Source organism: Microbacterium sp. LBN7 (genome assembly GCF_045690345.1).
Classification (GTDB): Bacteria; Actinomycetota; Actinomycetes; order Actinomycetales; family Microbacteriaceae; genus Microbacterium.
The window spans coordinates 1,454,349-1,479,012 of the sequence record NZ_CP147856.1 but is presented as its reverse complement, the minus strand read 5'-3'; the positions used below and the strand labels follow the sequence as shown (position 1 = coordinate 1,479,012).

Below are 24,664 nucleotides of genomic sequence, written 5' to 3'. Positions count from 1 at the left end.
ATGTGGGAGACGAGGATCAGATGACCGAGAACTGGACCGGGAATGCCGCAGACGTGCAGCCGGCGGATGCCGCGGACGCGCTGCTCGTCGGACGCGTCCAGCTGCCCGAGGGCCCGACCGTGGTCGTGCTCCGCGACGGCCGACTGCATGACCTGTCGGCGACGTTCCCGACCATGGCCTCGCTGACCGAGACGGCCGACCCGGCATCCGCCGTGCGCGCCGCCGACGGTCCCGTCATCGGATCGTTCGACGAGGTCTGGGCGAACACCGCACCGGATGCCCGCGACGACGCGCTTCCGTGGCTGCTGTCGCCGATCGACCTGCAGGTCGTCAAGGCATCCGGGGTCACGTTCCCCGTGTCGATGCTCGAGCGCATCATCGAGGAGCGCGCCCGTGGCGAGGCCGAGTCGGCCGACGGCATCCGCGCCACGATCCTCGACGCGCTGGGCGGCGACATCCGCGACCTCGTGCCGGGGTCGCCCGAGGCCGCGCGCCTCAAGCAGGTGCTCATCGCCGCAGGCCTGTGGAGCCAGTACCTCGAGGTCGGCATCGGACCGGATGCCGAGATCTTCACCAAGGCCCCGGTGCTCGCCACGGTCGGCGCGGGCTCCGACGTCGGCGTGCTCGCCGAATCGAAGTGGAACAACCCCGAGCCCGAGGTCGTGCTCGTGGTCGCGTCGAACGGGGCCATCGTCGGCGCGACCCTCGGCAACGACGTCAACCTCCGCGACATCGAGGGGCGCTCCGCCCTGCTGCTCGGGCGGGCGAAGGACAACAACGCATCGGCATCCGTCGGTCCCTTCATCCGGCTGTTCGACGACCGCTTCGGGCTCGACGACGTGCGCTCCGAGACCGTCACCCTCTCGGTCGACGGCGACGACGGCTTCCGCATGGAGGCGTCGTCGCACATGGCGCAGATCAGCCGCGACCCCGCCGATCTCGCGCGGCAGGCCAGTGGCGCGCACCACGCCTACCCCGATGGCTTCGTGCTGTACTTGGGAACGATGTTCGCCCCCACAGACGACCGCGACGAGCCGGGCCACGGCTTCACGCACCATGTCGGCGACGTCGTGCGCATCGCCTCCCCGCGCCTCGGTGCCCTGGTGAACCGCGTGCAGCACAGCGAAGAACTCGCGCCGTGGAGCTTCGGCATCGGCGCCCTCATGGCCAACCTCGCGCAGCGGGGCCTGCTCGGAAGGACGAGTGCATGACCACCCTCACCACGACCGATCCCCGCACCGGGGCCACGTCGGCCACCGACATCGAGCCCACGGATGCCGCGGGCGTCGCGGCTCTCGCCCAGGCGGCGGCATCCGCGTTCACGGAGCTGCGGTCCCGGCCGCGCGCGTGGCGGGCGGGGCTGCTCCGGGCGCTCGCCGACGGGCTCGAGGCCGACCGCGCCTCGCTCGTGGGAGCGGCGCTGGCCGAGACCGGGCTGCCCGAGGCGCGGCTGAACGGCGAGCTGTCGCGCAGCGCGTTCCAGTTCCGGCTGTTCGCGGATGCCGTCGACGAGGGCGGCTACCTCGAAGCCGTGATCGATCACGCGGGGGACACCCCGCTCGGACCCGGTCCCGATGTGCGGCGGATGCTCGTGCCCATCGGCCCCGTGGCGGTGTTCGGCGCCAGCAACTTCCCGTTCGCGTTCTCGGTGGTCGGCGGCGACACCGCGTCGGCGCTCGCCGCGGGCTGCCCCGTCGTGATCAAGGCGCACAGCTCGCACCTGGTCACCTCGCAGCGTTCGTTCGACTCGCTGTCGCGGGCGGCATCCGCCTACGGTGCGCCCGCGGGCACGCTGGGGATCGTCTACGGCCAGCAGGCCGGATCGCAGCTCGTCGCCGACCCGCGCATCACGGCGGTCGGCTTCACCGGTTCGCTCTCGACCGGAAAGATCCTGCAGGGCATCATCGACGAGCGCGAGACGCCCATCCCGTTCTACGGCGAGCTGTCGAGCCTCAACCCGCTCGTGATCACGCCGGGGGCGGCGGCGGAGCGCACCGCCGCGATCGGAGAGGGACTCTTCACCTCGGTGACGGGTTCGGCGGGGCAGCTCTGCACGAAGCCGGGTGTCGCGTTCGTGCCCGTGGGCGCGGAGGGCGACGCACTCGTCGCCGACGTGGTCGCCCGGGCGACGGATGCTGCGGCGCAGACCCTGCTGAACTCCCGCATCCACGGGGCGTTCGACGAGATCCGCACGCGCCTGATCGCAGAGGGCGGAGCGCGCAGCCTCGTCGCCCCCCGAGCGGGTGAGGACGGGTTCTCGCTGACGCCGGCCGTGCTGGAGATCGATGCGAAGGATGTCACTCCCGCAGTGGCGGAGGAGGCGTTCGGGCCGCTCGTGGTCGTGATGCGGTACTCGACGGTCGCCGAGGTGCGCGATGCACTGCAGGCCGTGCCGCACTCGCTCACCGCGACGATCCACTCGGCGTCGGATGAGAGCGCCGTGCGCGGAGAGCTGACGGATGCCGCCCGCGACCTGGTCGGCCGCATCGTCTACGACGGCTACCCGACCGGCGTGCGCGTGTCGTGGGGGATGAACCACGGCGGTCCGTGGCCGGCGACCAACACGCAGCACACCTCGGTCGGCGTCACGGCGATCCGACGGTTCCTGCGTCCGCTCGCGTGGCAGGATGCTCCGGTGGATGTCCTCCCGGACGAGCTCCGCGACGGCCCGGTCGACGTGCCGCGCCGGGTCGACGGGGTGCTGCAGCTCGCGGGTTCCTGACGCGTCGACTGGCTCAGCGACCCACGGGTGCTGGCTCGGCGACCCACGGGTGCTGGCTCGGCGACCCCACGGTCGCTGGATCCCTGAAGCTGCGGTCGTTGGGTCCCTGAGCTTGTCGAAGGGCCGGGCGCGACCTCGCGCGCAACGAAGGAGATCTCTCGATATGAAGGAGTGAATGCCGCCAGGCCTCCTTCATGTCAAGAGATCTCCTTCATGTCGTGCGGACGTGCGGGCGGGTAGGCGGGCGTAGCGCGCGAGCTCAGCCGAAGACGCCCTCCGGCAGCAGCCCGCGTGCGATGAGAGCGTCCCAGAGCGCGCCGTCGACGTCGACCTCGAGGCGCTCGATCCCCTCGGCGACCTGGCGTCCGTCGCGGCATCCGAGCACCACCGACGAGACGGCCGGATGCCGCAGGCCGAACTGCATGGCCGCGGTCGGCAGGTCCGTGCCGAACTCCTCGCAGACGTCGGCGATCGCGTTGGCTCGGGCGATGAGCGCGGGCGGAGCCGGGATGTAGTCGTAGGTCGCATCCGGGGCGACGCGTGGCCGCGCGAGCAGTCCGGAGTTGTAGATGCCGACGTTCACGATGCCGACTCCGTGCGCGAGCGCGGCCGGCAGGAGGTCGGCGAGCGCGGGCTGCTCGAGCAGCGTGTAGCGTCCGGCGAGCATGACGACGTCGATGTCGGTCTCGCGCACGAAGCGGGCAGGCAGGGCGGACTGGTTCATGCCGACGCCGACCGATCGGACGACGCCCTGGTCGCGCAGCTCGATCAGCGCGCCGATGCCCTCCGTCGAAGCCACGGCCCAGTGGTCGTCGGGGTCGTGCAGGTAGACGATGTCGAGGCGGTCGACGCCGAGCCGCTCCAGGCTGGACTCGACGCCGCGGAGGATCGCGTCGCGCGAGAAGTCGAACGCGCGGCGGTAGGCGGCGGGTACCGCGAAGCCGCCGTCGTCGAGCTGTCCTTCGGCATGGTCCTGGGGCACGAGCGTGCGCCCGGCTTTCGTCGACAGCACGTACTCGTCGCGCGGATGCTCGGCGAGCAGCTCGCCCAGACGGCGTTCCGAGTAGCCGAGCCCGTAGTGCGGGGCGGTGTCGAACAGACGCGCGCCGCGGTCCCAGGCCGTGTCGACGGCGGAGCGCGCCTGCTCGTCGGTCGTGACGCGGCCGAGGTTCCCCAGTTGGGCGCCGCCCAGACCGAAGCGGGTGAGCGGGGTTCCGGTACGCAGCCGCACCGTCGGCATCCGCTCTGATGGCTCTTCTTCTCTCACGATGCCAGCGTACCCAGACGTATGATGAATTACCAATGGCTCCCGCAACCCGTGCTCGCGCGACGGTCCAGACGGGGGACAATGGATGCGATGCTCTCCTTGCCGCACGCCCAGCACGCGGCTCCGCGCTCCCCGATCCGCGGTCCCGCCCTGCCCATCGGTGTCGCCGTGACGGCGATCGGGATGCTGTTCTCGATCGCGTCCGCACCGATGGACACGTCGGTCGAGCCCTCGTCGATGCCGGAGCCGGTCGCGGTGGTGCAGGTGCCGACGGTGAAGGTCGGGGCGACCGTCGCGGCCGATCCGTGCGCCGAGCCCTCGGTGCTGGAGTCTCTCGCGAGCGGCGACGACGCGGCGACCATCGCCGGTTTCGGCGGAGGCGCGAACTTCCGTGCCGCGGTCGTCGCCGGGAACGCGCCGTGCATCTCTCTCAGCGATCCGTCGCGCCTCTGGGTGGTCGTCAACAAGACGCGACCGCTGGATCCGGTCGAGTTCGAACCCGCGGGGCTGGACTCGGTGCCGCTGCAGATGACGACGCTCTCCGGGCTGGTGCGGTCGGATGTCGCGGTCGCGGTCGGTCAGATGGCGGAGGCGGCCTCGGCGGCCGGCGTCGGAGTCATCGGAGCGAACAACGGCTACCGCTCCTATGGACTGCAGGTGTCGACGTACGATGCGCACGTCCGCGCCGAGGGCCAGGAGGGGGCGGATGCCGGATCGGCGAGACCCGGGCACAGCGAGCACCAGACGGGGCTCGCGCTCGATGTGGTCGCGTGCGGCGGGGGGTGCGGTGGGCTCGACGACTTCGGCGCGACGGCGCAGAGCGACTGGGTGGCGGCGCACGCGTGGGAGTACGGGTTCATCGTCCGCTATGAGGGCGTGGGCACTCCGGTGACCGGGTACACGCCGGAGCCGTGGCACCTCCGCTATGTCGGCGTCGACCTCGCAGCCGCCTATCACGCGGGCGGATACCACACGCTCGAGGAGTTCTTCGGGCTGCCGGCGGCGCCCGACTACCTCTACTGAACCGGCGGGACGGCCGACTTTGCGGCATCCCACAAGCGCGGTACCCAGTGCCACCATCTGTGGGATGCATTCTCACAATGACCTGCTGCGCGTCGGCATCCGGACATAGAATCGCCGGAGCAATGAGGCACGACACGTTCAGGAGGATCGCATGGAACGCGACATCTACGAAGAGGATCACGAGGCATTCCGCGACCTCGTCAAGGATTTCGTCAAGCGCTACGTCACCAACGCGACGATCGAGAAGTGGGACGCCGACGGCGAGGTCGACCGGGCCACGATGCTGGCGGCGGGTGAGGCCGGGATCATCGGTCTGTCGGTACCCGAGGAGTTCGGCGGCGCCGGGATGCTGCAGGACTACCGTTTCCGTGCCGTCGTGAACGAAGAGGTCATCGCGGCCGGGGCGGGTTCGCTCGCCGGCGCGTTCGGCATCCAGGACGACCTGGCCGTGCCGTACCTCGTGCACATGGGCACGCAGGAGCAGAAGGAGAAGTGGCTGCCCCGCATGGCCACCGGTGAGGTCGTCGGCGCTCTCGCCATGACCGAGCCCGGTGCCGGATCCGACCTGCGCGGCATCAAGACCACCGCGAAGAAGGTCGACGCCGGCTACATCGTCAACGGCGCGAAGACGTTCATCTCCTCCGGCGCCACCGCCGACCTCGTCGTCACGTTCGTGAAGACCGGCGAGGGCAACCGTCCCGACGCGTTCAGCCTCGTGCTGCTCGAGGACGGCATGGAGGGCTTCGAGCACGGCAAGAAGCTGCACAAGATGGGCTTCCAGGGTCACGACACCGCGGAGCTCTCGTTCACCGACGTGTTCGTGCCTGAGGAGAACCTCATCGGCGGCGTCGAGGGCAAGGGCTTCGTGCAGCTCATGATGAACCTGCCGCTCGAGCGTCTGTCGATCGGCGTCGCCGGAGCCGCAGCGGCGCAGGCCGCGCTCGACTGGACGGTCGCCTACACGAAGGACCGAGAGGCCTTCGGCGAGCGGATCATCGACTTCCAGAACACCCGCTTCAAGATCGCCGACATGGCGACCACGGTCGACGCGCTCTGGGCCTACGTCGACCGCGCGCTGCTCGCCTACTCGAAGGGCAAGCTCTCGGCCGAAGAGGCCGCGAAGGTCAAGTTCTGGGCGACCGAGCGCGAGTGGGAGGTCCTCGACACCGGCGTGCAGCTGCACGGCGGCTACGGCTACATCACGGAGTACCCGATCGCCCGCGCCTTCCTCGACGCCCGCGTGCACCGCATCTACGGCGGCACGAACGAGATCATGCGCGAGATCGTCGGGCGGCAGATCGCGGGGAAGCGGTAAGGAGTGCGCTGATCGCGCCGCGTCGACGGCGCGCTAATGTGTGGGCATGATCACGCCCTCGTCGACGATGCCGGACTAGGCGGATGTCGGAAGTCGCGACGAGCATTCTCGCGAACCTCATCGTCGGTCCTCTCGCCTTCGTCGGCGGCATCCTGATCGTCCGGTTCCGCAAGCCATTGAACGCCCTCGTCTTCCGGCAGCAGGAAGCGATGCTCGGTCGCCGGATGGCGCAGATGTCCGCCGGAAGGCAGCAGCCTTGGGTACTGGGCGTCGTCGGGTCGGTCGTGATGCTGATGGGCGTGATCATGGTGTCGGGTGCGATCGTCGCGATCATTCGGGACGGCGTCTTCCCGGGGCAGAGCTCCGGGCCGGAGCCGGTTTCGACGAGCAACCCGGCATTCGCGACGATGGTGCCGTTCTCCCTCGTCGGTGTGATCGCGACCACGGCGGGTTTCGCACTGTGGAGATTCCGTCGCGGCGTCTACGACTTCGTCGACCGGCGGGCGCGGGCGGTGCGGGGAGTGAGCGAGGTGAACGAGTTCGCGCGTGAGCATCGGCCGTTCTGGATCGGACTCGCGGGCGTCGTCGTGCTTGTGATCGGGGTCGTGGTGTTGGTGGGCGGTGTCGTCACGGTCCTGGGAGCGATGGCATGAATGTGCGCGCGAACGCGGGGATGATGAGATGACCTACGAGAACTACATCGTGATCGCTGTCGGGATCATCGCGCTCATCTGTGGACCGCTGATCATTCGGAACCGGGTGAAGATCTTCGATTTCTTCTCGGTCACCCTTCGCGCACTCAGCGCTGCGCCGGGGCGCGCCGCTCTCAAGGGGTCGAGCCCGTTCTGGGTCGGCTTCACGGGCGCGGGGCTCACGTTCATCGGCGTCGTCGCGTTCTTCGCCGGCATCTTCGCGCGGGAGTTGTAGGCAGTGAGTGGTTTTGCTCTCACGAGCCTCGTGACGGGGATCGTCGTCCTGGTCTTCGGAGTGCTCCTTCTCTCGCTGCGTGGCCGCGCGCTGAGCTTCGTGCGTCAGCGGTTCGCGAGTGTCTACCGGGAAGACGGTGTTCCGGAAACGGAGATCGCCGGTCGATTCCCGAAGATGGCCGCGGTCGTGATCGTCGGGTCGGGGTTCGTCGCGTTCGGTGCGGCGCTCGTCCTGGTGGGGCTGTTCAGTGCGCGGTGAGAGGAATCGAGATGGCTGACGAAGTCGTGACGCTGGAGTTGACGAGTGCCGAGGCGCTCGTGTTCTTCGACTGGCTGGCGCGCGCGAACGACTCCGATGTTCTCTCGGCGGATGACGCGGAGCACCGGGTCCTCTGGGATCTGGAGTCGCAGTTGGAGACGAAGATCGACGTGGTGTTCGCCCCCGACTATTCGGAGCGCGTAGACGAAGCGAAGCGGGTCGTCTCGGGTCCGGAGGATGACGCGTGAAGAAGTCTCTTAGCGGCCTCGGGCTGCTCTTGTTTCTGTTCATTCGTCCGAGCTACGAACGGAGGAGCGCGGATGAGTCCTGACCCGGGGCCGCTGAACGCTGGCTTCAGCGCACCCCTCGCTCCGATCCTGACGATTGCTCGTAACTTCGCCATCGGGACATATGCCGTCCTCGGAATCTTCTGCCTGCTCGTCCTTCCGCTCGGCTGGGCGCCGATGCCGAACGCTCTCCTCCCTCTCCTCCTGGGCACGGCGCTGATCACCGGATCGATGGTCATGGCCTTCCGACGGGTGTCTCTGGTCAGGCGCGCAGACAAGGCGGCAGCGGCCGGAGGCGCCCGGAGCAGCTTCGCATTCCTGCAGGCGCAGTTCCCCGGCGATGCCCGTCGTGCGGGCGACTCGTCGGCTCCCGGTTTCGTCCTCGTCTGGGACGATCGCCTCGAGATCGACCTTCGCCGGGAATCGCTCGGCGCCGGGGCCCCGCGCGAGCGGCGCAGCATCCGCTTCGATGAGATCAGCGATGTCTTCGCGCGCGAGGCGACCAGCATGTCGTACCGGAAGCTCGCCATCCTGCTGATCTCCGGTGAGGAGATCCTCTTCACCCTGGCACCGAGGAGCGGGTCGGGCCTGCGCGGCCCGAGCGACGAGGAGACGGAGGGCGCGATCGCGGAGCTGCGCACCTGCTGGTGAGCTGAGCCCATGGACAGTGTCCGTCCGTCCCGCGCGTGAATCGACTGCATTGCCCTCCTCGCTCCTGTCGATCCTCGAAGACCATGTCTCGCGCGGCGCGGTCCCGGGTGCCATCGGCGTCAGCGGCTCGCCTGACGGACGGGTGGAGGTCGTCACGGCTGATGATCTGCCGGAAGATGCGATCGTGCGTATCCACGGCGTGCCTCCTTCTCTCCCGCCTGTCGTTGCCTCTTCACGCTTACCGTGAAATGCCGATATTGAATCGAACATAGCTTCGAATGTCGGGTGTTTCGCGGGTAAACTGTGGGCATGTCGAAGCTCCCTGGCTTGATCGAGGCAGTCACCCGCCTCGATCAGTTGTGGGCCGATGCGGATGACGCGACAGGGCTGTCGCGGGAACAGCTGATCGCCGTCAACGACGCGATCGGGGTGCTGCAACGCCAGGCGGATGCCGCGCATGCGGATGTCGCCGCGCGGATCGCGCACGAGTCACGGCGTGAGCTCGGGGCGGGGAGTCTCGCGAAGGAGCAGGGCTATCGGACGGCGGCGAAACTGCTCGCCGCGACCGGCGGGGTGTCGACCGGGGATGCGAAACGCCTGGTGAAGGTCGGGGAAGCGACCGCGCCCCGGACGGACCTGCTGGGGACGAAGCTGCCCGCCCGGTATGCACTGTTGCGTGGGGCGCTCGCGTCGGGAGAACTCAGCGTGCAAGCGGCCGCACTGATCGTCGCGCTGTTGGACCGGTGTCGGGTGGTGGCCGGGGCGGAGCGGATCGGCCTGGCGGAGCGGCTGCTGGCGAAGCGGTGTGCCGGGTTGGCGTTGGAGGATGTCCGCAAGCTGATCGCCCGGGCGGAAGCCTGGATGGACCCCGACGGTGTGGAACCGAAGGATGAGGAACGCCGGGCGAGACGGTCGTTGACGATGGTCGAGCGGGAAGGGATGGTGCACCTGAACGCGGTCCTCGATGCGGAGACCGCCGCCCCGATCGTGACTGCGATCCGTGGCTACGTGTCTGCGGCGTTCGCTGCCCGCAACGATGCGCCAGACCCGGATGCTCCGGATGCCGACCGACGCACCGTGGCGATGCTGCAGGCGGATGCGCTGGCGGTGTTCTGTGCGCATGTTCTCGGGTGTGAGTCTCGGGTCCCGCTCGCCGGTGCCACGGTCGTGGTCCGGTTGACGCTTGACGACCTGCAGTCCGGGTCGGGGTCAGCGACGATCGACGGGATGGATCACCCGGTGAACATCGGCGCCGCGAGACGCATGGCCGGCAGTGGGGGGATCATCCCGTGGGTGTGTGGTGGTGGGAGCGAGATCCTGGACTGGGGGCGGGAGAAACGATTGTTCACCCGCGCCCAACGCCTCGCCCTGGCCGAACGCGACGGCGGGTGCGCGATGTGCGGCCTGCCACCGGGGATGACGAAAGCGCACCACATCCGATGGTGGACGAGAGACCACGGCCCCACCGACCTCAGTAACGGAGTGCTGTTGTGTGAGACGTGCCACCACCGGATCCATGACAACGGATGGGACATCCGCATCGACGGAACGGGCGTCGCCGCGAGAGTGTTGTTCATCCCGCCCGCCTACGTCGACCCCGCCCGCACGCCTCGCACCGGCGGCCGCTATCGCTTCGACATCGCCGCATGAACGACGAGTCAGGCCGCAAGAACGGCACTTCGGAATCTCTGCGTGTCGAGCTCTCAGGCCTCCGGCTTCGCGGCTGGCGTGCGTGCGGAACGAGGCAGCGGAAGCCGCCCGCCGACGCCGGCGCGGCGCAGGCGATCCGCGATCAGGATGCCGAGAGCCGTCGCCCCGACGCAACTCGCCAGTGTGATGGCGAAGAACGCGATGCGCACACCCACGGGCATGGTCTCGAGGTTGAACGAGGCCCACGCCAGCAGCGGATACACGACGCCGACGACCACCGCGCCGACATAGTGCAGCCACGTTCCCCAGTACCGCCAGATCACGAAGAGGAAGGGCAGCTCGGTGAAGGCCGCCCACCACAGGTTCGTCGCGACGCTGCCGAATCCATAGCCCGAGAACGGCACGATCACGAGCCCGGCGAGCAGACCGACCAGCAATCCGACCAGCGGCCGGCGCAACAGTCGCAGCGCGATGACAGACGGCAGCAGCCAGAGCCCCGCCAGTGCGACGCTCACGAACGGCAGGCCGGGGAAGAGGATCGTCGAGATCCAGTTCGCCGGAGCCAACAGCAGACCGCCCGCGACGCCGAGCGCCGCGCACGTCAACAGGATCGCGGTCGGGAAGCGGAAGCGCCCGCGCGACCGGGGTGTGCTCGCGTTCGTCCCGCTCATGCGAGGGGCTCCGCAGCTGCCTCGCGCGCGGCCTTCGACGCCGGCGATGCCGCACCGATCTTCCAGTATCCGCAGAAGCTCACGGCATTCTTGTCGACACCGCGCTCACCCACCAGATGCTTGCGCACCCCCGAGGCGAGAGCCTGCTCGCCTGCCGCATACGCGTGGAACGGAGCATCCGGCAGTGCCGTCCTGCCGAGTGTCTCCAGTGCCAGAGAACCCGGTGCGGCCTCATGCGGTCGCACGATCCAGACGACCTCGACGCCCGCCGGATGGGGGAACGACAGTGCGTCCTCCCGGGTCGGCACCTCGATGATCGCGAGGCCGGCGGCATCCTCCGGCAGCGAGGCGCTGATCGAGGCGATCGCCGGCAGAGCCGTCTCGTCGCCGACCAGCAGAACACGATCCGTCCCGCGCTGCGGATTGAACGTCAGCCCCTCGTCGATGATCAGCACATGCTCCCCCGGCCGGCACGTCTCTGCCCAGCGCGACGCCGGACCGGCCGTGCCCTCCGCCGCGGAGCCGTGCAGCACGAAGTCCACATCGATCTCCGCCCCGGCATCCGCGGTCGCCGCGCGATACGCCCGCACGCTGTAGTTGCGCATGACAGGCCGCTCGCCATCGGGGATCCGAAGGAACTTCAGATACCCGAACATCTTGTTCGCCTTCGCCGGCACACGATCGAGGCCCGCATCGCCTCCGATCGGCAGGAACAGCCGGAACCACTGGTCGAAGCCCATCGGCCGGAACTTCTCGATCTCGCCGCCGCCGAGCGTCACCCTGATCCAATGCGCCGACAGCTGTTCGCTGCGCAGCACCGTGAGGTGGATGAGCTCGGCCGACTCGGGCTTGACCAGCTTGCTGTATGCCATACGACGCCTTTCAGGAAAGCTGCCAGGGGAAGAACACGACGAAGATCGCCGCGGATGCCGCGAGACTCGCGACCGTGAAGATGATGTCGCGCACACGGAACGGCACCAGATGCCGCTCCGTCCGCGTCGAGTGGGCGCCGAACGCGCGCGAATCCATCGCGAGCGCCACCCGCTCCGCATGCCGGATCGCTCCCGCGAGCAACGGCACGATGTACCCCCACCCGCGAGCGATCCGGGCGAACGGACCCCGTCCGCCGTGATGCCCGCGCACGCGATGCGCCGCCCGAATGACCGCCAGCTCATGCCCGAACCGCGGCACGAACCGGAAGGCCGCCAGAGCTGTGTATCCGATCCGATACGGCACGCGCAGCTGCTGCACGCTCGCCCGCACCAGATCCGGACCCGTCGTCGTGAGTCCGCCGATCAGCGCGAGAGCGATGATCGCGCCGAGACGCAGCGCGGTCGCGAAGCCGATCTCGAGGGCGCCGGCGTAGAGCGTCCACTCGCCGATGCGCAGGAACGGGGCGGTGTCCGCGACGAGCCCGGCATCCACCCACAGCGAGAATCCGACGCCGATCGCGAGCATCCCGACCGGCAGGGCGAGCAGCATCAGCGCGAGCAGCCTCCCCGTCAGCCGCGCACCGATGAGGATCACCGCGTAAGCCAGCACGAGGAACGCCGCCGGCGTCGCGAGATCCCGCACGAAGATCAGCAGCACCATCGCCGGAGCGAAACCCACGACCTTCGCGAGCGGATTCAGGGCGTACAGGAACTGGTGGCGCGAGCTCCCCGTCATCGTCGCATACGGATCGAACGCCGTTGTCGTGGGAGTCGTGGCGGTCACGAGGCCACCTCCAGACCGGCGGATGCCAGAACCCCCTGCAGTGCGGGTAGGCGCAGCTCCGCCTCGGCGAAGAGCTGCTCGTCCCGGAAGAGCGTCGACGTGGGACCCGCCGCATGAACGCGTCCGTCCTTCAGCACCACCGTGTGCGTCGTGTGCTCGGCAACCAGCTGCAGGTCGTGCGTGACGATCACGATCGTCGTGCCCTCGGCGCGCAGACTCCGCAGCAGTGCCAGCAGCTCGGATGCCCTCGCTCGATCCTGACCGAACGTCGGCTCGTCCAGCGCCAGCACCCGAGGGCGCGTGATCAGCGCGGTTCCCACCGACAGGCGCCGCTTCTCGCCGCCCGACAGCAGGAACGGATGCACGCCCGCCTTGTGCTCGAGCCCGAACCGGGCGAGCATCTCCTCCACGCGCGTCGTGATCTCCGCCTCCGAGATCCTCTGATCCCTGGGCCCCTGAGCCTGTCGAAGGGTCAGTCCGTGCGCCAACTCGTCGAACACGGTGTGCGCGATGAACTGATGCTCCGGATTCTGGAACACGAAGCCGATGCGCGAAGCGAGATCCCGCGGAGATGCCGACCCCGGATCCATGCCGTCGACGCTGACCTGGCCCTTCGGCGGCGGCACGACGCCCGCCAGCGCCTGGATCAGCGTCGTCTTGCCGGCGCCGTTCGCGCCGACGATCGCGGTGAGGCTCCCCTCCGCGAGATCCAGATCGATCCCGTGCAGGATCTCGGTCCGGCGCCGCCGCACCGTCAGGCCTCGAGCGCGGATGATCGCCGGAGCGGCATCCTCGGTCGTCGCGCGAATCGAGCGAGCAGGGCGAGACGAGACGTCAGTCGCGGGCAGCGAACGCGCCAGCTCCTCCGGCGACAGGGGCAGCGGATCGAATCGGTACCCCTCCTCACGCAGCCGCAGCGCGGCCAGCGTCGCCGTGGGCAGCCACACGCCCATCGCGACGAGTTCCTCGGCGTGCGTGCGGATGATCTCGGATGCCGGTCCGTCGAACACCACGCGTCCGTCGCGGTCGAGCACGATCGTGCGCGTCACGAAGGCCATCGCCGCGTCGAGGTTGTGCTCGACGAGCAGGATCGCGCGATCGCCCGCCGCCACCACATCGGCGAGCGCCGCGTACACGTCGTCGATGCCCTGCGGGTCGAGATTGGCCGTGGGCTCGTCGAGCACGATCAGCGGCGATCCCATCGCCAGCGCACAGGCGATCGCGAGACGCTGCCGTCCGCCGCCGGAGAGATGGTCGGGGTTGTCGTCGCGACGCTCCCACAGCCCCACGCGGCGCAGCGCGTCCTCGACCCTGGCGCGTACCGCCTCCAGCGGGAGCAGCAGATTCTCCGGACCGAAGGCGACCTCGTCGTAGACCGTGCCTGTGACGATCTGCGCATCCGGGTCCTGGAACACCATCGCGACCTGGGTGCTCAGCGTCGCCGTGTGCGCCGCAGCCGTGTCGAGCCCGCCCGCCTCGACCGTGCCCGTCATGGTCGCCGGCACGGCGTGGGGGATGAGCCCGTTCAAGGCGAGCGTGAGCGTCGACTTGCCCGAACCCGACGGGCCGAGCAGCAGCACGACCTCCCCGGCGGCGATGTCGAACGTCACGTCGCGCGGCGACGGGTGCGCGGCATCCGCGTGGGTGAGAGAGAGCTCACGCACGCGGAGCAGAGGCGCGGATGAGCGCACGGCGGAGTCCCGGAGTCGGCGGATCGAACGCTTCTAACTTAGCTGAGCCTTACCTGATCCGCCATCGGGCCGAATCCCGCGGCCAGCACGGCGAGGGCTCAGCGCTGCGCGACCCCGGCCCGTCGCAGAGCCGCCCCGATCGCGAGTCCGACCGCCGTCCACGCGATCGGCCCGAGCACCGAGATCACGAGGTACAGGACCTGGGCCCACAGCGGCAGAGCCCCGAGATGCGCGGCGAAGAAGACGACCACCGCGACGAGCACGCCGATCACGACGGCAGAGACGAAGAAGCGCCAGGCGCCCCAGGCGCGGTACCGGGTGAGCGCCGCGACTCCCTCCTGGATCGCGCCGAACAGCAGTGCCGTACCGAGGAAGCGCAGAGCCCATGCCGGGTTGAACGCGCTGGCGACGAGAGCCGCGATCACATGGGTGATCAATGCCACGAGCGGGCGACGCAGCACCTCCTGCGCGATGATGCCGGGCAGCACATGCGACCCGAGAAGCAGCCCGTAGGCGAACGGGGCGGCGAGCAGCACGACCGGTGTCAGCAGCCCCGCGATCCCTCCGATGATGCCCGTGGCGACGCCGATCGCCGCGCAGACCAGCAGCAATCTGGTCGAGAGGACGGGTGTTCGGGCCACCCTCCCAGCCTAGTTGCGCCGCCGCCGAGGAGCGCCGCGGGAGGGCCGGGAAAAACGACGCGCGACCGTCTCCCCTTCGACCAAAGTCCCCCCTGTGGCCCTTCGTCTATGTTTCCGACATGCACCTGGCGCGGTCGCCGACCCCGGACTACCTTGAGCCGCGGTGCGGCAACGACGCCGTTCCGAGATCATCGGGAGAAGCACATGGGTCGAACACCCCTCCGGATGGCAGCAGCCACCACCCTGGCCACGCTGTTCATCGCATCGACGGCAACCGCAGGCTACGCGGCGGAGGAGGTGACGCACCCCGTCCCCGTCGCCGGCACCCCCGGGCACTACATCGTCGTGATGAAGTCCGATCCGCTCGCCAGCTACGAAGGCGACGTCGATGGCCTGAAGGCGACCAAGCCCGCCGAAGGCGAGCAGCTCGAGACCCAGTCGCAGGATTCCCAGCGCTATGTCGAGCATCTCCAGACCGAGCAGACCGACCTCGCCACGCAGGTCGGGGTCACGCCCGACACCACCTACCAGGTCGTGCTCAACGGCTTCAGCGCCGACCTCACGGGCGCGCAGGTCGACGAGCTCCGCGCCTCGAAGGACGTCTTCGGCGTCTACCCGGATGAGATCCGGCACCCCGACGCGCAGACCTCGACCGACTTCCTCGGACTCGGCGACGACCGCAAGGGCCGCGGCGGCGTCTGGCAGCAGACCGGCGGCGTCGACAAGGCGGGAGAAGGCGTCGTGGTGGGCGTGATCGACACGGGCATCGCGCCCGAGCATCCGTCGTTCGAGGGCAAGAAGCTCAAGAAGCAGAACAAGCAGCAGAACCGCCACAAGGGCAGCCAGCCGTACACCGACGGCACGTATGTCTACTTCGACAAGTCCGACGGCGGGCAGTTCCAGTCCGCGATCGTCGAGGGCCAGGACTGGGACAAGCGCGACTACTCGTCCAAGCTCATCGGCGGCCAGTACTTCTACGCCGGTGCAGAGGCGGCAGGCTTCGACTTCCAGTACGACTACCTCTCGCCGCGCGACGGCGACGGCCACGGCTCGCACACCGCGAGCACGGCAGCCGGGAACTTCAAGGTCAAGGCCCAGATCGAGGACGTGGAGTTCGGCACGATCTCGGGTGTTGCCCCCGGCGCGAAGGTCGCTGCCTACAAGGCCTGCTACGTCGGGCCCGACACGACCGTCACGACCGACGACATCTGCGCGCTCAGTGACCTCGTCGCTGCGATCGACCAGGCCGTCGCCGACGGCGTCGACGTGATCAACTACTCGATCGGCGGAGGCGCAGCCAGCACCGTGCTCGCGCCCGAGGACCTCGCGTTCTTCAATGCGGCCGCCGCCGGCGTCTTCGTCGCGACCAGCGCCGGCAACGACGGCCCCGACCCCGTCACGGCCGACCACGCCTCGCCGTGGTACACGACCGTCGCGGCATCCACCATCCCGACCTGGGAGGGCACGGTGCAGTTCGACGGGTTCGCGCAGGCGGGCGCCTCGGTGAGCGTGCCGTTCGGCACGACCGTGACCGGTCCGTCGATCGCCGCAGCGGATGCCGCCGCCGACGGTGCCGTCGACGCGCAGGTCTGCCTGCCGGGCACCCTCGACCCCGCAAAGGTCGCAGGTCACATCGTGGTCTGCGATCGCGGCAACAACGCGCGCGCCGAGAAGTCGCAGGTTGTGAAGGATGCCGGTGGCATCGGCATGGTCCTGGTGAACGTGCCCGGTGGCGCGGACTCCCTCGACAACGACTTCCACGCGGTGCCGACCGTGCACCTCGCATCCGTGCATCGTGAAGCCGTTCTCGCCTACGTGCAGAGCGGCACCGACCTGCCCATCACGCTGGTCGGGGAGAACACGACCGGCGTGACCACGCCGACGCCGCAGATCGCCGGCTTCTCGAGCCGCGGCCCGATGCTCGCCGACGGCAGCGACGTGCTGAAGCCGGATGTCTCGGCTCCCGGCGTCGCGATCCTCGCGGCGACCCACAACGCACCGGGTGAGGAGCCGAGCTTCGGCATCCTCTCCGGCACGTCCATGGCCTCGCCCCACGTCGCGGGCCTCGGCGCCCTGTACCTCGGGGAGCGCCCGAAGGCGACGCCCGCCGAGGTCAAGTCGGCGATGATGACCACCGCCTACGACACCGTGCTGGCCGACGGTTCGCCGAATACGAATCCGTTCGAACAGGGGGCGGGTCACGTCGACCCGCGGCGCTTCTTCAACCCCGGCCTGCTCTACCTCAACGGCGTCAAGGACTGGGCCGCCTTCCTCGATGGGAAGGGTCTCTCGGACTTCCCAGGGATCGAGCCCATCGACGGCAGCGATCTGAACCAGGCGTCGATCTCGATCGGCTCCCTGGCCAGCGAGCAGACCGTGACCCGTTCCGTCACCTCGACCGAGAAGGGCGTCTTCACGGCGCAGGCGTCGGTCCCCGGCCTGAACGTGAAGGTCTCGCCGCAGCAGCTGACGTTCGACAAGGCGGGGCAGACGAAGACGTTCACGGTGACGTTCGACAACGCCGACGCCCCGGTCGAGCAGTGGACCACCGGGTCTCTCGTCTGGACGAGCACCAAGAACACGGTCCGCTCTCCGATCGCGGTGTTCCCGGTGACGGCGGATGCTCCGGCCGAGGTCTCCGGCACCGGCGTCGACGGCAGCACCACCGTGGAGATCACCCCCGGTCTCGACGGCGATCTGCCGCTGAACCTCTCCGGGCTCACCCCGTTCGAGCTGCTCGCCGACCCGGACAACCCGGTCGAGGGGCACTCGGGCGACGAGAACTCGGGCGACGCGAACAAGGACGTGTCCTGGATCGTGGACGTGCCGGCGGGGACGACGCTCTCGCGGTTCGACCTCGACTCGTCGGATGACGACGGCAGCGATCTCGACCTCACCGTCTACCGCGTGGTGAGCGCCGACGATCTGCGCTACTACGAGCGCTGGCAGTCGGCGACCGGTTCGGCGGACGAGAGGATCACGATCCCCGCGCCCACCGCCGGCACCTACCTCGTGGTGGCGAACATCTACTCGACGACCGGGCCGATGACGTGGGACATGTCCTACGCCAACGTGGTGCCCGGCGGCGAGGGAGCGTTCACGGCGACGCCGAACCCGCTCCCGGTGGTCCGCGGTGTGAAGACGAGCTACCAGCTCGGCTGGACCGGCCTCACCGCCGGCGCCCGCTACCTCGGGCTCGTGCAGTACGGCGACTCGGCGGTCCGCACGATCCTGACGGTCGACGCCCCGGCCGCCGAGGCCCCGGAGAAGGAGGCCCCGCCGACGGAAGCCCCGCCGACCGAGGCCCCGCCGACGGAAGCCCCGCCGACCGAGGCCCCGCCGACGGAAGCTCCGCCGACCGAGGCGCCGGAGACGCCGAAGCCGGAGTAAGCCCCCACAGCACAGCGCCCCGCGGTCGACGGACCGCGGGGCGCTGTGTGCGTCCGGGCACCCGCTCGTCGCGCGATCGGCGCCGCTCGTCGCAGCATCCGTCCGGCGGCCGTCCGTCGGTGCCGGGGCTTTCCTAGCGTGGGGGAACGCAACGACGCGTACCCCGAGGAGACCCCCATGACCGCACCGGGCAGCACCGAACCCGTCATCGTCACCGACCCGAAACTCCCTTCCACTGCTCTCTCCGACGAGCATCACGAGAAGGCGAACCGCTGGACCCTGCCGAAGATCGTCCTCTGGGCGGCGATCGCGCTGCTGGGGGCCGTCGCCTGGACCATGCTCGCGATCGTCCGTGGCGAGACCGTGAACGCGATCTGGTTCGTGTTCGCGGCGGTCTGCACGTACCTGATCGGCTACCGCTTCTACTCGAAGGTGATCGAGAAGTACATCACCCGCCCCGACGACCGCCGCGCCACCCCTGCCGAGGTCAAGCAGGACGGCAAGGACTACGTCCCCACCGACCGCCGCGTGCTCTACGGCCACCACTTCGCCGCGATCGCCGGCGCCGGCCCGCTCGTCGGCCCCGTGCTGGCCGCGCAGATGGGCTACCTCCCCGGCACGATCTGGATCATCGTCGGCGTCGTGCTCGCCGGCGCGGTGCAGGACTACACGGTGCTCTTCTTCTCGATGCGCCGCGGTGGTCGCACGATCGGCCAGATGGCCCGGCAGGAGCTCGGCCGCATCGGCGGCACGGCGGCGATCATCGCCTCCCTGCTGATCATGCTGATCATCGTCGCGATCCTCGCGCTCGTGGTCGTGAACGCCCTGGGTGAGAGCCCGTGGGGCGTCTTCTCCGTCGCGATGACCATCCCGATCGCGATCTTCATGGGCATCTACCTGCGGTTCCTGCGCCCGGGCAAGGTCACCGAGGTCTCGATCATCGGATTCGTGCTGCTGATGGCCGCGATCATCGGCGGCGGTCAGGTCGCGGCGACCGACTGGGGTCAGGCGATCTTCCACCTCGACCGCACCACGATCGCCTGGGGCATCATCATCTACGGCTTCATCGCCGCGGTGCTCCCGGTCTGGCTCCTGCTCGCCCCGCGCGACTACCTCTCCACCTTCATGAAGATCGGCGTGATCGTCATGCTCGCCGGCGCGATCATCCTCGTCCGCCCGGAGATCACCGTCCCCGCGATCAGCATCTTCGGCGAGAACGGCATGGGGCCGGTGTTCGCCGGTCCCCTCTTCCCCTTCCTGTTCGTGACGATCGCCTGCGGCGCGCTGTCGGGCTTCCATGCCCTGATCGCCTCCGGCACCACGCCGAAGCTCATCGAGAAGGAGCGCCAGACACGCTTCATCGGGTACGGCGGCATGCTCATGGAGTCCTTCGTCGCGATCATGGCGCTCGTCGCCGCGATCTCGATCGACCAGGGCATCTACTTCGCGATGAACGCGCCGACCGCGGCCACAGGAGGCACGGTCGAAGGGGCGGTCGCCTTCGTGAACTCGCTGGGGCTGACGGGGGTGAACCTCACGCCCGAGATGCTCACCGGCACGGCCACCCTGGTCGGCGAGGAATCGATCGTCTCCCGGACCGGCGGCGCCCCGACCCTCGCGCTCGGACTCGCCCACATCATGCAGCAGGCCCTCGGCGGGCAGGCGCTCATGGCCTTCTGGTACCACTTCGCGATCATGTTCGAGGCCCTGTTCATCCTCACCGCGGTGGATGCCGGAACCCGCGTGGCCCGCTTCATGCTGCAGGACTCCATCGGCGCCTGGTTCCCGAAGTTCCGTGACGTCTCGTGGCGTCCTGGTGTCTGGATCTGCACCGCGATCATGGTGGCCGGCTGGGGAGCGATCCTCATCCTCGGCGTGACCGACCCGCTCGGCGGCATCAACACCTTCTTCCCGCTGTTCGGCATCGCGAACCAGCTGCTCGCCGCGATCGCGCTCGCCGTGGTGCTGGCCATCGTCGCCAAGCGCGGGAAGAGCTACTTCCGGTGGCTGTGGATCATCGGGCTGCCGCTCGCGTTCACCGCGGTCGTCACGATCACGGCCTCGCTGTACAAGATCTTCTCGCCGGTCCCGGCGATCGGATACTGGGCGAACCACTTCAAGTACGTGGCGGCCCGCGACTCGGGCGACGACTCGCTCGGCGCTCCCGAGGTGCTCGAGGCGGTCATCCGCAACACCGCGGTGCAGGGCACCCTGTCGATCATCTTCGTCACGCTGGCGATCATCGTGATGGTCGCGGCCGTGATCGTGACGATCAAGGCGATCCGCAACGGCGGTGGTGAGAACACCGAGGAGGAGCCCGTCGCCTCGCGGCGCTTCGCCCCGGCCGGCTTCCTGCCCAACTCCGCGGAGCGCGAGCTCGAGAAGCAGTGGGAGCCGATCCTGGCCGACGACCGCAAGGCGTCGACCCACTGAGATGGTCACCATGACGAACCACGCGGATGCCGCGACCACCCACCCCCTGCGCATGCTCGCGCGTGCGGTGGGGCGGGTCGGCCGCGGCATCCGCTGGTACATGACGACCCTGATGGGCGACACCGCGTACGCGACGTACGTCACGCACCATCGCCGCGAGCATCCGGGCGAGGAGCCGATGACGGAGCGGCAGTTCTGGCGGCAGAAGATGGACGACCAGGATCGCAACCCCGGTGCCCGCTGCTGCTGACCTCCCTAGGCTGAACGCATGACCGACGTCGTTCTCGCCGCTGTGCTGGGCGTGCTCGGCGGGATCGTCCTGACGGTGCTGCTGCTGCTCGCTCGTCGCCTCGCGCGCGGGGCGGCCGACCTCGGCAGCGACGCCGAGCAGGCGGCGCTCAACGCTCTGCACCATGCGAGCCTCGCCGCCCCGCATCTGCGTGCCGGGCTGTCGGCGCCCGACGTCGTGAAGGCGGCGCGGCATCTGCGCGTGCTGCTCGGCAGCGCGGCCGTCGCGATCGTGAGCGCCGACGGCACCGTGTCGTTCGACGGCCCGTCCGACGGGCTGGAGTCGGCGGCGCTCCGCATCGCGAGGCAGGTCGAGGAGTCGGGTCGTCGGCAGGTCTTCCCGTCGCCCGGCCCCGACGACGATCTCGAGGCCGTCGGCGCGCCGATCCTCGTCGACGGCCGCGTGATCGGCGTCGTCGTGGCGTTCGCGGCCCCGGCGCGCGCGGCGCTCGTGCGCGCGGCGGAGGAGGTCGCGGACTGGTGCGCGGCGCAGGTCGAGCTCGGCGGCCTCGATGCCTCGCGCACGCAGCTGGCTGAGGCCGAGCTGCGGTCGCTGCGCGCGCAGATCTCCCCGCACTTCATCTACAACGCCCTCACCGCCATCGCGTCGTTCGTCCTCACCGACCCCGCCCGCGCCAGGGAGCTGGTGCTCGAGTTCGCCGACTTCACCCGCTACTCGTTCCGCCGGCAGGGCGAGTTCACCACGCTCGCCGAGGAGCTCGGCAGCATCCACTCGTATCTCGAGCTCGAACGCGCGCGCTTCGGCGACCGGCTGCGGGTCACCCTGCAGATCGCGCCGGAGACCCTGGCCACGGTCATCCCGTTCCTGTCGGTGCAGCCGCTCGTCGAGAACGCCGTGCGGCACGGGCTGGAGCCGGGGGAAGGAGGCGGCGAGATCCGCATCCTGTCCCGCGATGACGGCACGCACACCGAGATCGCGGTCGAGGACGACGGTGTGGGGATGGATCCGGAGGGGCTGCGCACCACGCTCACCGCCGGTGACGACGGCCTGCACGTGGGACTCCGCAACGTCGACACCCGCCTGCGCCAGCTCTACGGCGCCGAGGGCGGACTGGTCGTCGAGACCAACACCGGCGCCGGTACCCTGGTGCGCATGCGGGTCCCGAAATCCCAGCCGCTGCACGATCCGCTGCGCGACCAGGTGAGCCCATGATCGACGTGCTGGTCGCCGACGACGAGAGGCCCGCGCTGGACGAGCTCGTCCACCTGCTGCGCACCGACGATCGGATCGGCGAGATCCTCACCGCGAGCAGCGGGGCGGATGCTCTGCGGCAGCTCTCCGAGCGGGCCGTGCGGATCGCCTTCCTCGACATCCACATGCCCGGGCTGACCGGCACCGAGCTCGCGCGGGCGCTGCTCGCCCTCGCCCAGCCGCCGGCCGTCGTGTTCGTCACGGCAGACGATGCCCGCGCCGTCGAGGCCTTCGAGCTGCGCGCGGCGGACTATCTGCTCAAGCCGGTCCGCGCCGAGCGGCTGCGACAGGCGATCGATCGCGTCATCGAACTGGCCGACACGGCGCGACCGGGTGACGACGAGATGCTGCCGGTCACGGTCGGCTCGGCGGTGCGCTTCGTGCGCCGGAGCGACGTGCGCTGGGTGCAGGCGCAGGGCGACTACTCGCGGCTGCACACCGGCGACGGCGCCGGACATCTCGTGCGCATCCCGATCTCGGAGCTGGAGGTGCGGTGGGCGGATGCCGGATTCCTCCGCATCCATCGCTCGTCGCTGGTCCGCACCGCAGCGGTGACCGAGGCGCGCCTGTCGGGTTCGGACCCCGCGGTGTCGATCGGCGAGCTGTCGCTGCCCGTGAGCCGGCGCCTCGTGCCGGCCGTGCGCGAAGCCCTGGTGCGCGGCGAGGGAATCGGATGAGCGAGATCCCGAAGCGCGTGCGGGTGACGGCCGACCTCCCCGCACGGCGGCCGTCCACCTCGACTCGCGGCATCGCCCTGCCCGGTTCACCGGTAGACGAAGCGGATGCCGTGTACGCCAGGGCCCTCATGCGCAGCCAGCTCCGCCTCGCGCTCGGCACCGTTGCCGGCTTCGTGCTCGTGGTGGTCGCGCTGACGCTGGCGATCGCGCTGATCCCCGAGATCGGCCGGGTCCTCATCTGGGGGCTGCCGCTGTCGTGGCTGCTGCAGGCCTACGCGTTCTACCCGATCATCCTCGTGTTCGCGGTGCTCTACGTGCGCACCGCCGCGCGCAACGAGCGGCGCTACCGGGCGCTGCGGGACCGCGAGTGAACGCGGTCCTCGACCTCGTCGGCGTCGCGCTGGTCATCGTCGCGACGCTGCTCATCGGCGTGTACGGACTGCGGATCTCGCGCACCACCGGAGACTTCTTCGTCGCCTCCCGCACGGTTCGGCCGGTCTGGAACGCCTCCGCGATCAGCGGGGAGTACCTGTCGGCCGGCACCTTCCTCGGCCTGTCGGGGCTCGTGCTGCTCGACGGTGCGAGGGGATTCTGGTTCCCGATCGGCTACGCGGCCGGGTATCTGCTCGTGCTGGCGTTCGTCGCGGCTCCGCTCCGCCGCAGCGGCGCGTACACGATCCCCGACTTCATCGAGGCGCGGCTGGACTCGGGCGCCGCGCGGCGGGTCACCAGCATCGCGGTGCTCATCATCGGGTGGCTCTACATCGTGCCGCAGCTGCACGGCGCGGGGATCACCCTGCTCGTGGTCGCCGGTGTGCCGGAGTGGGTGGGCGCCGTGACCGTCGCGGTATTGGTGGCCGCCGCAGTGGCCGCCGGCGGCATGCGCGCGATCACCTATGTGCAGGCGTTCCAGTACTGGCTCAAGCTCACGGCGCTGCTGGTCCCGGTCGTGTGCATCGCCTTCGCGCTGAGCGGCGGACCGCACGACTTCGATCCGGCGCTCGTCTTCCCCGCCGAGGCGGGGCCGTCGGGGTTCGACGCGTACGAGACGGCATCCCTCCTGCTCGCCCTGCTGCTGGGGACCATGGGGCTCCCGCACGTGCTCGTGCGGTTCTATACGAGTCCGACGGGGGTGTCGGCCCGGCGCACGACCGTCATCGTGATCGCCATGGTGAGCGCCTTCTACGCGGTGTCGAGCACCATGGGTCTGCTGGCACGCATCGCCGCCCCCGATCTCGCCGTGCCCGGCATCGCCGACACGGTCGTGCTGCTGCTGCCCTCGCGCGTCTTCCCCGGGGTGTTCGGCGAACTGCTCACCGCGCTCATCGTGGCGGGCGCGTTCGCTGCGTTCCTGGCGACATCGGCGGGGCTCGTGGTGTCGCTCGCCGGCGTGATCAGCCAGGACGTGTTCTCCGGCTCGGTGCGCTCGTTCCGGCTTTCCGCCGTGCTGTGCGCGGTCGTGCCGCTCGCGGTGGCGCTGCTCACCGCCCCCGCGGGCCTCGGGTCGAGCGTCGGGGTGGTGTTCGTCGTGGCCGCGTCGACGCTGTCGCCGGTCGTGCTGCTCGGGGTGTGGTGGCGCGGGCTCACCGCCCGCGGCGCGGTGGCGGGGATGCTGTCGGGCGGGGTCGCGGCGGGGCTCGCCCTGCTGGTGCATGCCGTGATCGGGGGAGTCGGAGCGGCTGCCCCGTATCTGGCGCAGCCGGCGGCGTGGACGATCCCGCTCGCTGCGGTGGTCACGGTCGTGGTGTCGCTGCTCGACCCGCGCGGGCCGTCGCCGCGCACCGAGCGCTTCCTCGCGCGGGTGCACACGCCGGAGCCCGGCTGAGCCCCGGTTCCTGGGCGAG

General features: G+C 69.7%; 23 protein-coding genes. 17 read left to right on the top strand and 6 right to left on the bottom strand.

The window, feature by feature from the left end:
* Positions 1–20 precede the first annotated feature (20 nt).
* Both LBN7_RS07020 and LBN7_RS07015 read left to right on the top strand, forming a co-directional pair.
* The gene (locus LBN7_RS07020; RefSeq protein ID WP_407361360.1) at positions 21–1,211 is read left to right on the top strand and encodes a fumarylacetoacetate hydrolase family protein; all 1,191 of its coding nucleotides are present in this window, start codon (positions 21–23) and stop codon (positions 1,209–1,211) included.
* The gene (locus LBN7_RS07015; RefSeq protein WP_407361359.1) at positions 1,208–2,722 is read left to right on the top strand and encodes an aldehyde dehydrogenase (NADP(+)); all 1,515 of its coding nucleotides are present in this window, start codon (positions 1,208–1,210) and stop codon (positions 2,720–2,722) included. The genes LBN7_RS07020 and LBN7_RS07015 overlap by 4 nt, the downstream gene beginning before the upstream one ends.
* Before the next feature lie 259 nt (positions 2,723–2,981).
* On the opposite strand, the gene LBN7_RS07010 is transcribed toward LBN7_RS07015, so the two are convergent.
* Positions 2,982–3,989, bottom strand: coding sequence for an aldo/keto reductase (locus tag LBN7_RS07010; RefSeq protein ID WP_407361358.1), 1,008 nt, complete (start codon positions 3,987–3,989; stop codon positions 2,982–2,984).
* Positions 3,990–4,079: 90 nt separating this feature from the next.
* Between LBN7_RS07010 and LBN7_RS07005 the strand changes: the two genes are divergently transcribed.
* From LBN7_RS07005 to LBN7_RS06970, 8 genes are all read left to right on the top strand, one after another.
* Positions 4,080–5,012, top strand: coding sequence for a M15 family metallopeptidase (locus tag LBN7_RS07005; protein WP_407361357.1), 933 nt, complete (start codon positions 4,080–4,082; stop codon positions 5,010–5,012).
* Between the two features lie 151 nt (positions 5,013–5,163).
* The gene (locus LBN7_RS07000) at positions 5,164–6,327 is read left to right on the top strand and encodes an acyl-CoA dehydrogenase family protein (protein ID WP_407361356.1); all 1,164 of its coding nucleotides are present in this window, start codon (positions 5,164–5,166) and stop codon (positions 6,325–6,327) included.
* An 83-nt stretch (positions 6,328–6,410) separates the two neighbouring features.
* On the top strand, positions 6,411–6,980 hold the full coding sequence (locus LBN7_RS06995; RefSeq protein WP_341946507.1) for a hypothetical protein: 570 nt from the start codon (positions 6,411–6,413) through the stop codon (positions 6,978–6,980).
* Positions 6,981–7,008: 28 nt separating this feature from the next.
* Positions 7,009–7,254 carry a hypothetical protein gene (locus LBN7_RS06990; protein WP_407361355.1) on the top strand — a complete coding sequence of 82 codons (246 nt, stop codon included), beginning with the start codon at positions 7,009–7,011 and terminating at the stop codon, positions 7,252–7,254.
* 3 nt (positions 7,255–7,257) lie between these two features.
* A complete protein-coding gene (locus LBN7_RS06985) occupies positions 7,258–7,512 on the top strand; it encodes a hypothetical protein (RefSeq protein WP_341946505.1) in 255 nt (84 codons plus the stop codon).
* An 11-nt stretch (positions 7,513–7,523) separates the two neighbouring features.
* Entirely contained in the window at positions 7,524–7,760 is a 237-nt protein-coding gene (locus LBN7_RS06980) for a hypothetical protein (RefSeq protein ID WP_341946504.1), read from the top strand.
* A 72-nt stretch (positions 7,761–7,832) separates the two neighbouring features.
* Entirely contained in the window at positions 7,833–8,450 is a 618-nt protein-coding gene (locus LBN7_RS06975) for a hypothetical protein (protein WP_407361354.1), read from the top strand.
* Between the two features lie 309 nt (positions 8,451–8,759).
* Positions 8,760–10,100: a DUF222 domain-containing protein gene (locus LBN7_RS06970; RefSeq protein WP_407361353.1), complete on the top strand. Its 1,341-nt coding sequence runs from the start codon at positions 8,760–8,762 to the stop codon at positions 10,098–10,100.
* 53 nt (positions 10,101–10,153) lie between these two features.
* On the opposite strand, the gene LBN7_RS06965 is transcribed toward LBN7_RS06970, so the two are convergent.
* From LBN7_RS06965 to LBN7_RS06945, 5 genes are all read right to left on the bottom strand, one after another.
* Positions 10,154–10,771: an ECF transporter S component gene (locus LBN7_RS06965; protein ID WP_407361352.1), complete on the bottom strand. Its 618-nt coding sequence runs from the start codon at positions 10,769–10,771 to the stop codon at positions 10,154–10,156.
* The gene (locus LBN7_RS06960; protein ID WP_116634109.1) at positions 10,768–11,643 is read right to left on the bottom strand and encodes a siderophore-interacting protein; all 876 of its coding nucleotides are present in this window, start codon (positions 11,641–11,643) and stop codon (positions 10,768–10,770) included. Before LBN7_RS06960 ends, LBN7_RS06965 begins: the two co-directional genes overlap by 4 nt.
* Positions 11,644–11,653: 10 nt before the next feature.
* Positions 11,654–12,439, bottom strand: a complete 786-nt coding sequence (locus LBN7_RS06955; RefSeq protein WP_341947876.1) for an energy-coupling factor transporter transmembrane component T — start codon at positions 12,437–12,439, stop codon at positions 11,654–11,656.
* Positions 12,440–12,483: 44 nt separating this feature from the next.
* Complete coding sequence (locus tag LBN7_RS06950; protein ID WP_407361351.1) at positions 12,484–14,178, bottom strand: ABC transporter ATP-binding protein; 1,695 nt, start codon at positions 14,176–14,178, stop codon at positions 12,484–12,486.
* A gap of 98 nt (positions 14,179–14,276) precedes the next feature.
* Positions 14,277–14,819, bottom strand: coding sequence for an ECF transporter S component (locus LBN7_RS06945; RefSeq protein ID WP_116634111.1), 543 nt, complete (start codon positions 14,817–14,819; stop codon positions 14,277–14,279).
* A 225-nt stretch (positions 14,820–15,044) separates the two neighbouring features.
* Between LBN7_RS06945 and LBN7_RS06940 the strand changes: the two genes are divergently transcribed.
* The 7 genes from LBN7_RS06940 (at position 15,045) to LBN7_RS06910 (ending at position 24,645) form a co-directional block, all read left to right on the top strand.
* Positions 15,045–18,209, top strand: a complete 3,165-nt coding sequence (locus tag LBN7_RS06940) for a S8 family serine peptidase (protein ID WP_407361350.1) — start codon at positions 15,045–15,047, stop codon at positions 18,207–18,209.
* A gap of 177 nt (positions 18,210–18,386) precedes the next feature.
* Positions 18,387–20,642 (top strand): carbon starvation CstA family protein, encoded by a 2,256-nt coding sequence (locus LBN7_RS06935; protein ID WP_407361349.1) that lies wholly within the window; start codon positions 18,387–18,389, stop codon positions 20,640–20,642.
* Between the two features lie 10 nt (positions 20,643–20,652).
* Positions 20,653–20,892: a YbdD/YjiX family protein gene (locus LBN7_RS06930; RefSeq protein WP_407361348.1), complete on the top strand. Its 240-nt coding sequence runs from the start codon at positions 20,653–20,655 to the stop codon at positions 20,890–20,892.
* An 18-nt stretch (positions 20,893–20,910) separates the two neighbouring features.
* Positions 20,911–22,104 carry a sensor histidine kinase gene (locus LBN7_RS06925; protein WP_116634114.1) on the top strand — a complete coding sequence of 398 codons (1,194 nt, stop codon included), beginning with the start codon at positions 20,911–20,913 and terminating at the stop codon, positions 22,102–22,104.
* Positions 22,101–22,820 carry a LytTR family DNA-binding domain-containing protein gene (locus LBN7_RS06920; RefSeq protein WP_116634115.1) on the top strand — a complete coding sequence of 240 codons (720 nt, stop codon included), beginning with the start codon at positions 22,101–22,103 and terminating at the stop codon, positions 22,818–22,820. Before LBN7_RS06925 ends, LBN7_RS06920 begins: the two co-directional genes overlap by 4 nt.
* Positions 22,817–23,191, top strand: a complete 375-nt coding sequence (locus LBN7_RS06915; protein WP_116634116.1) for a heavy metal transporter — start codon at positions 22,817–22,819, stop codon at positions 23,189–23,191. Before LBN7_RS06920 ends, LBN7_RS06915 begins: the two co-directional genes overlap by 4 nt.
* Complete coding sequence (locus tag LBN7_RS06910) at positions 23,188–24,645, top strand: cation acetate symporter (protein WP_341946495.1); 1,458 nt, start codon at positions 23,188–23,190, stop codon at positions 24,643–24,645. Before LBN7_RS06915 ends, LBN7_RS06910 begins: the two co-directional genes overlap by 4 nt.
* Positions 24,646–24,664: the final 19 nt, after the last annotated feature.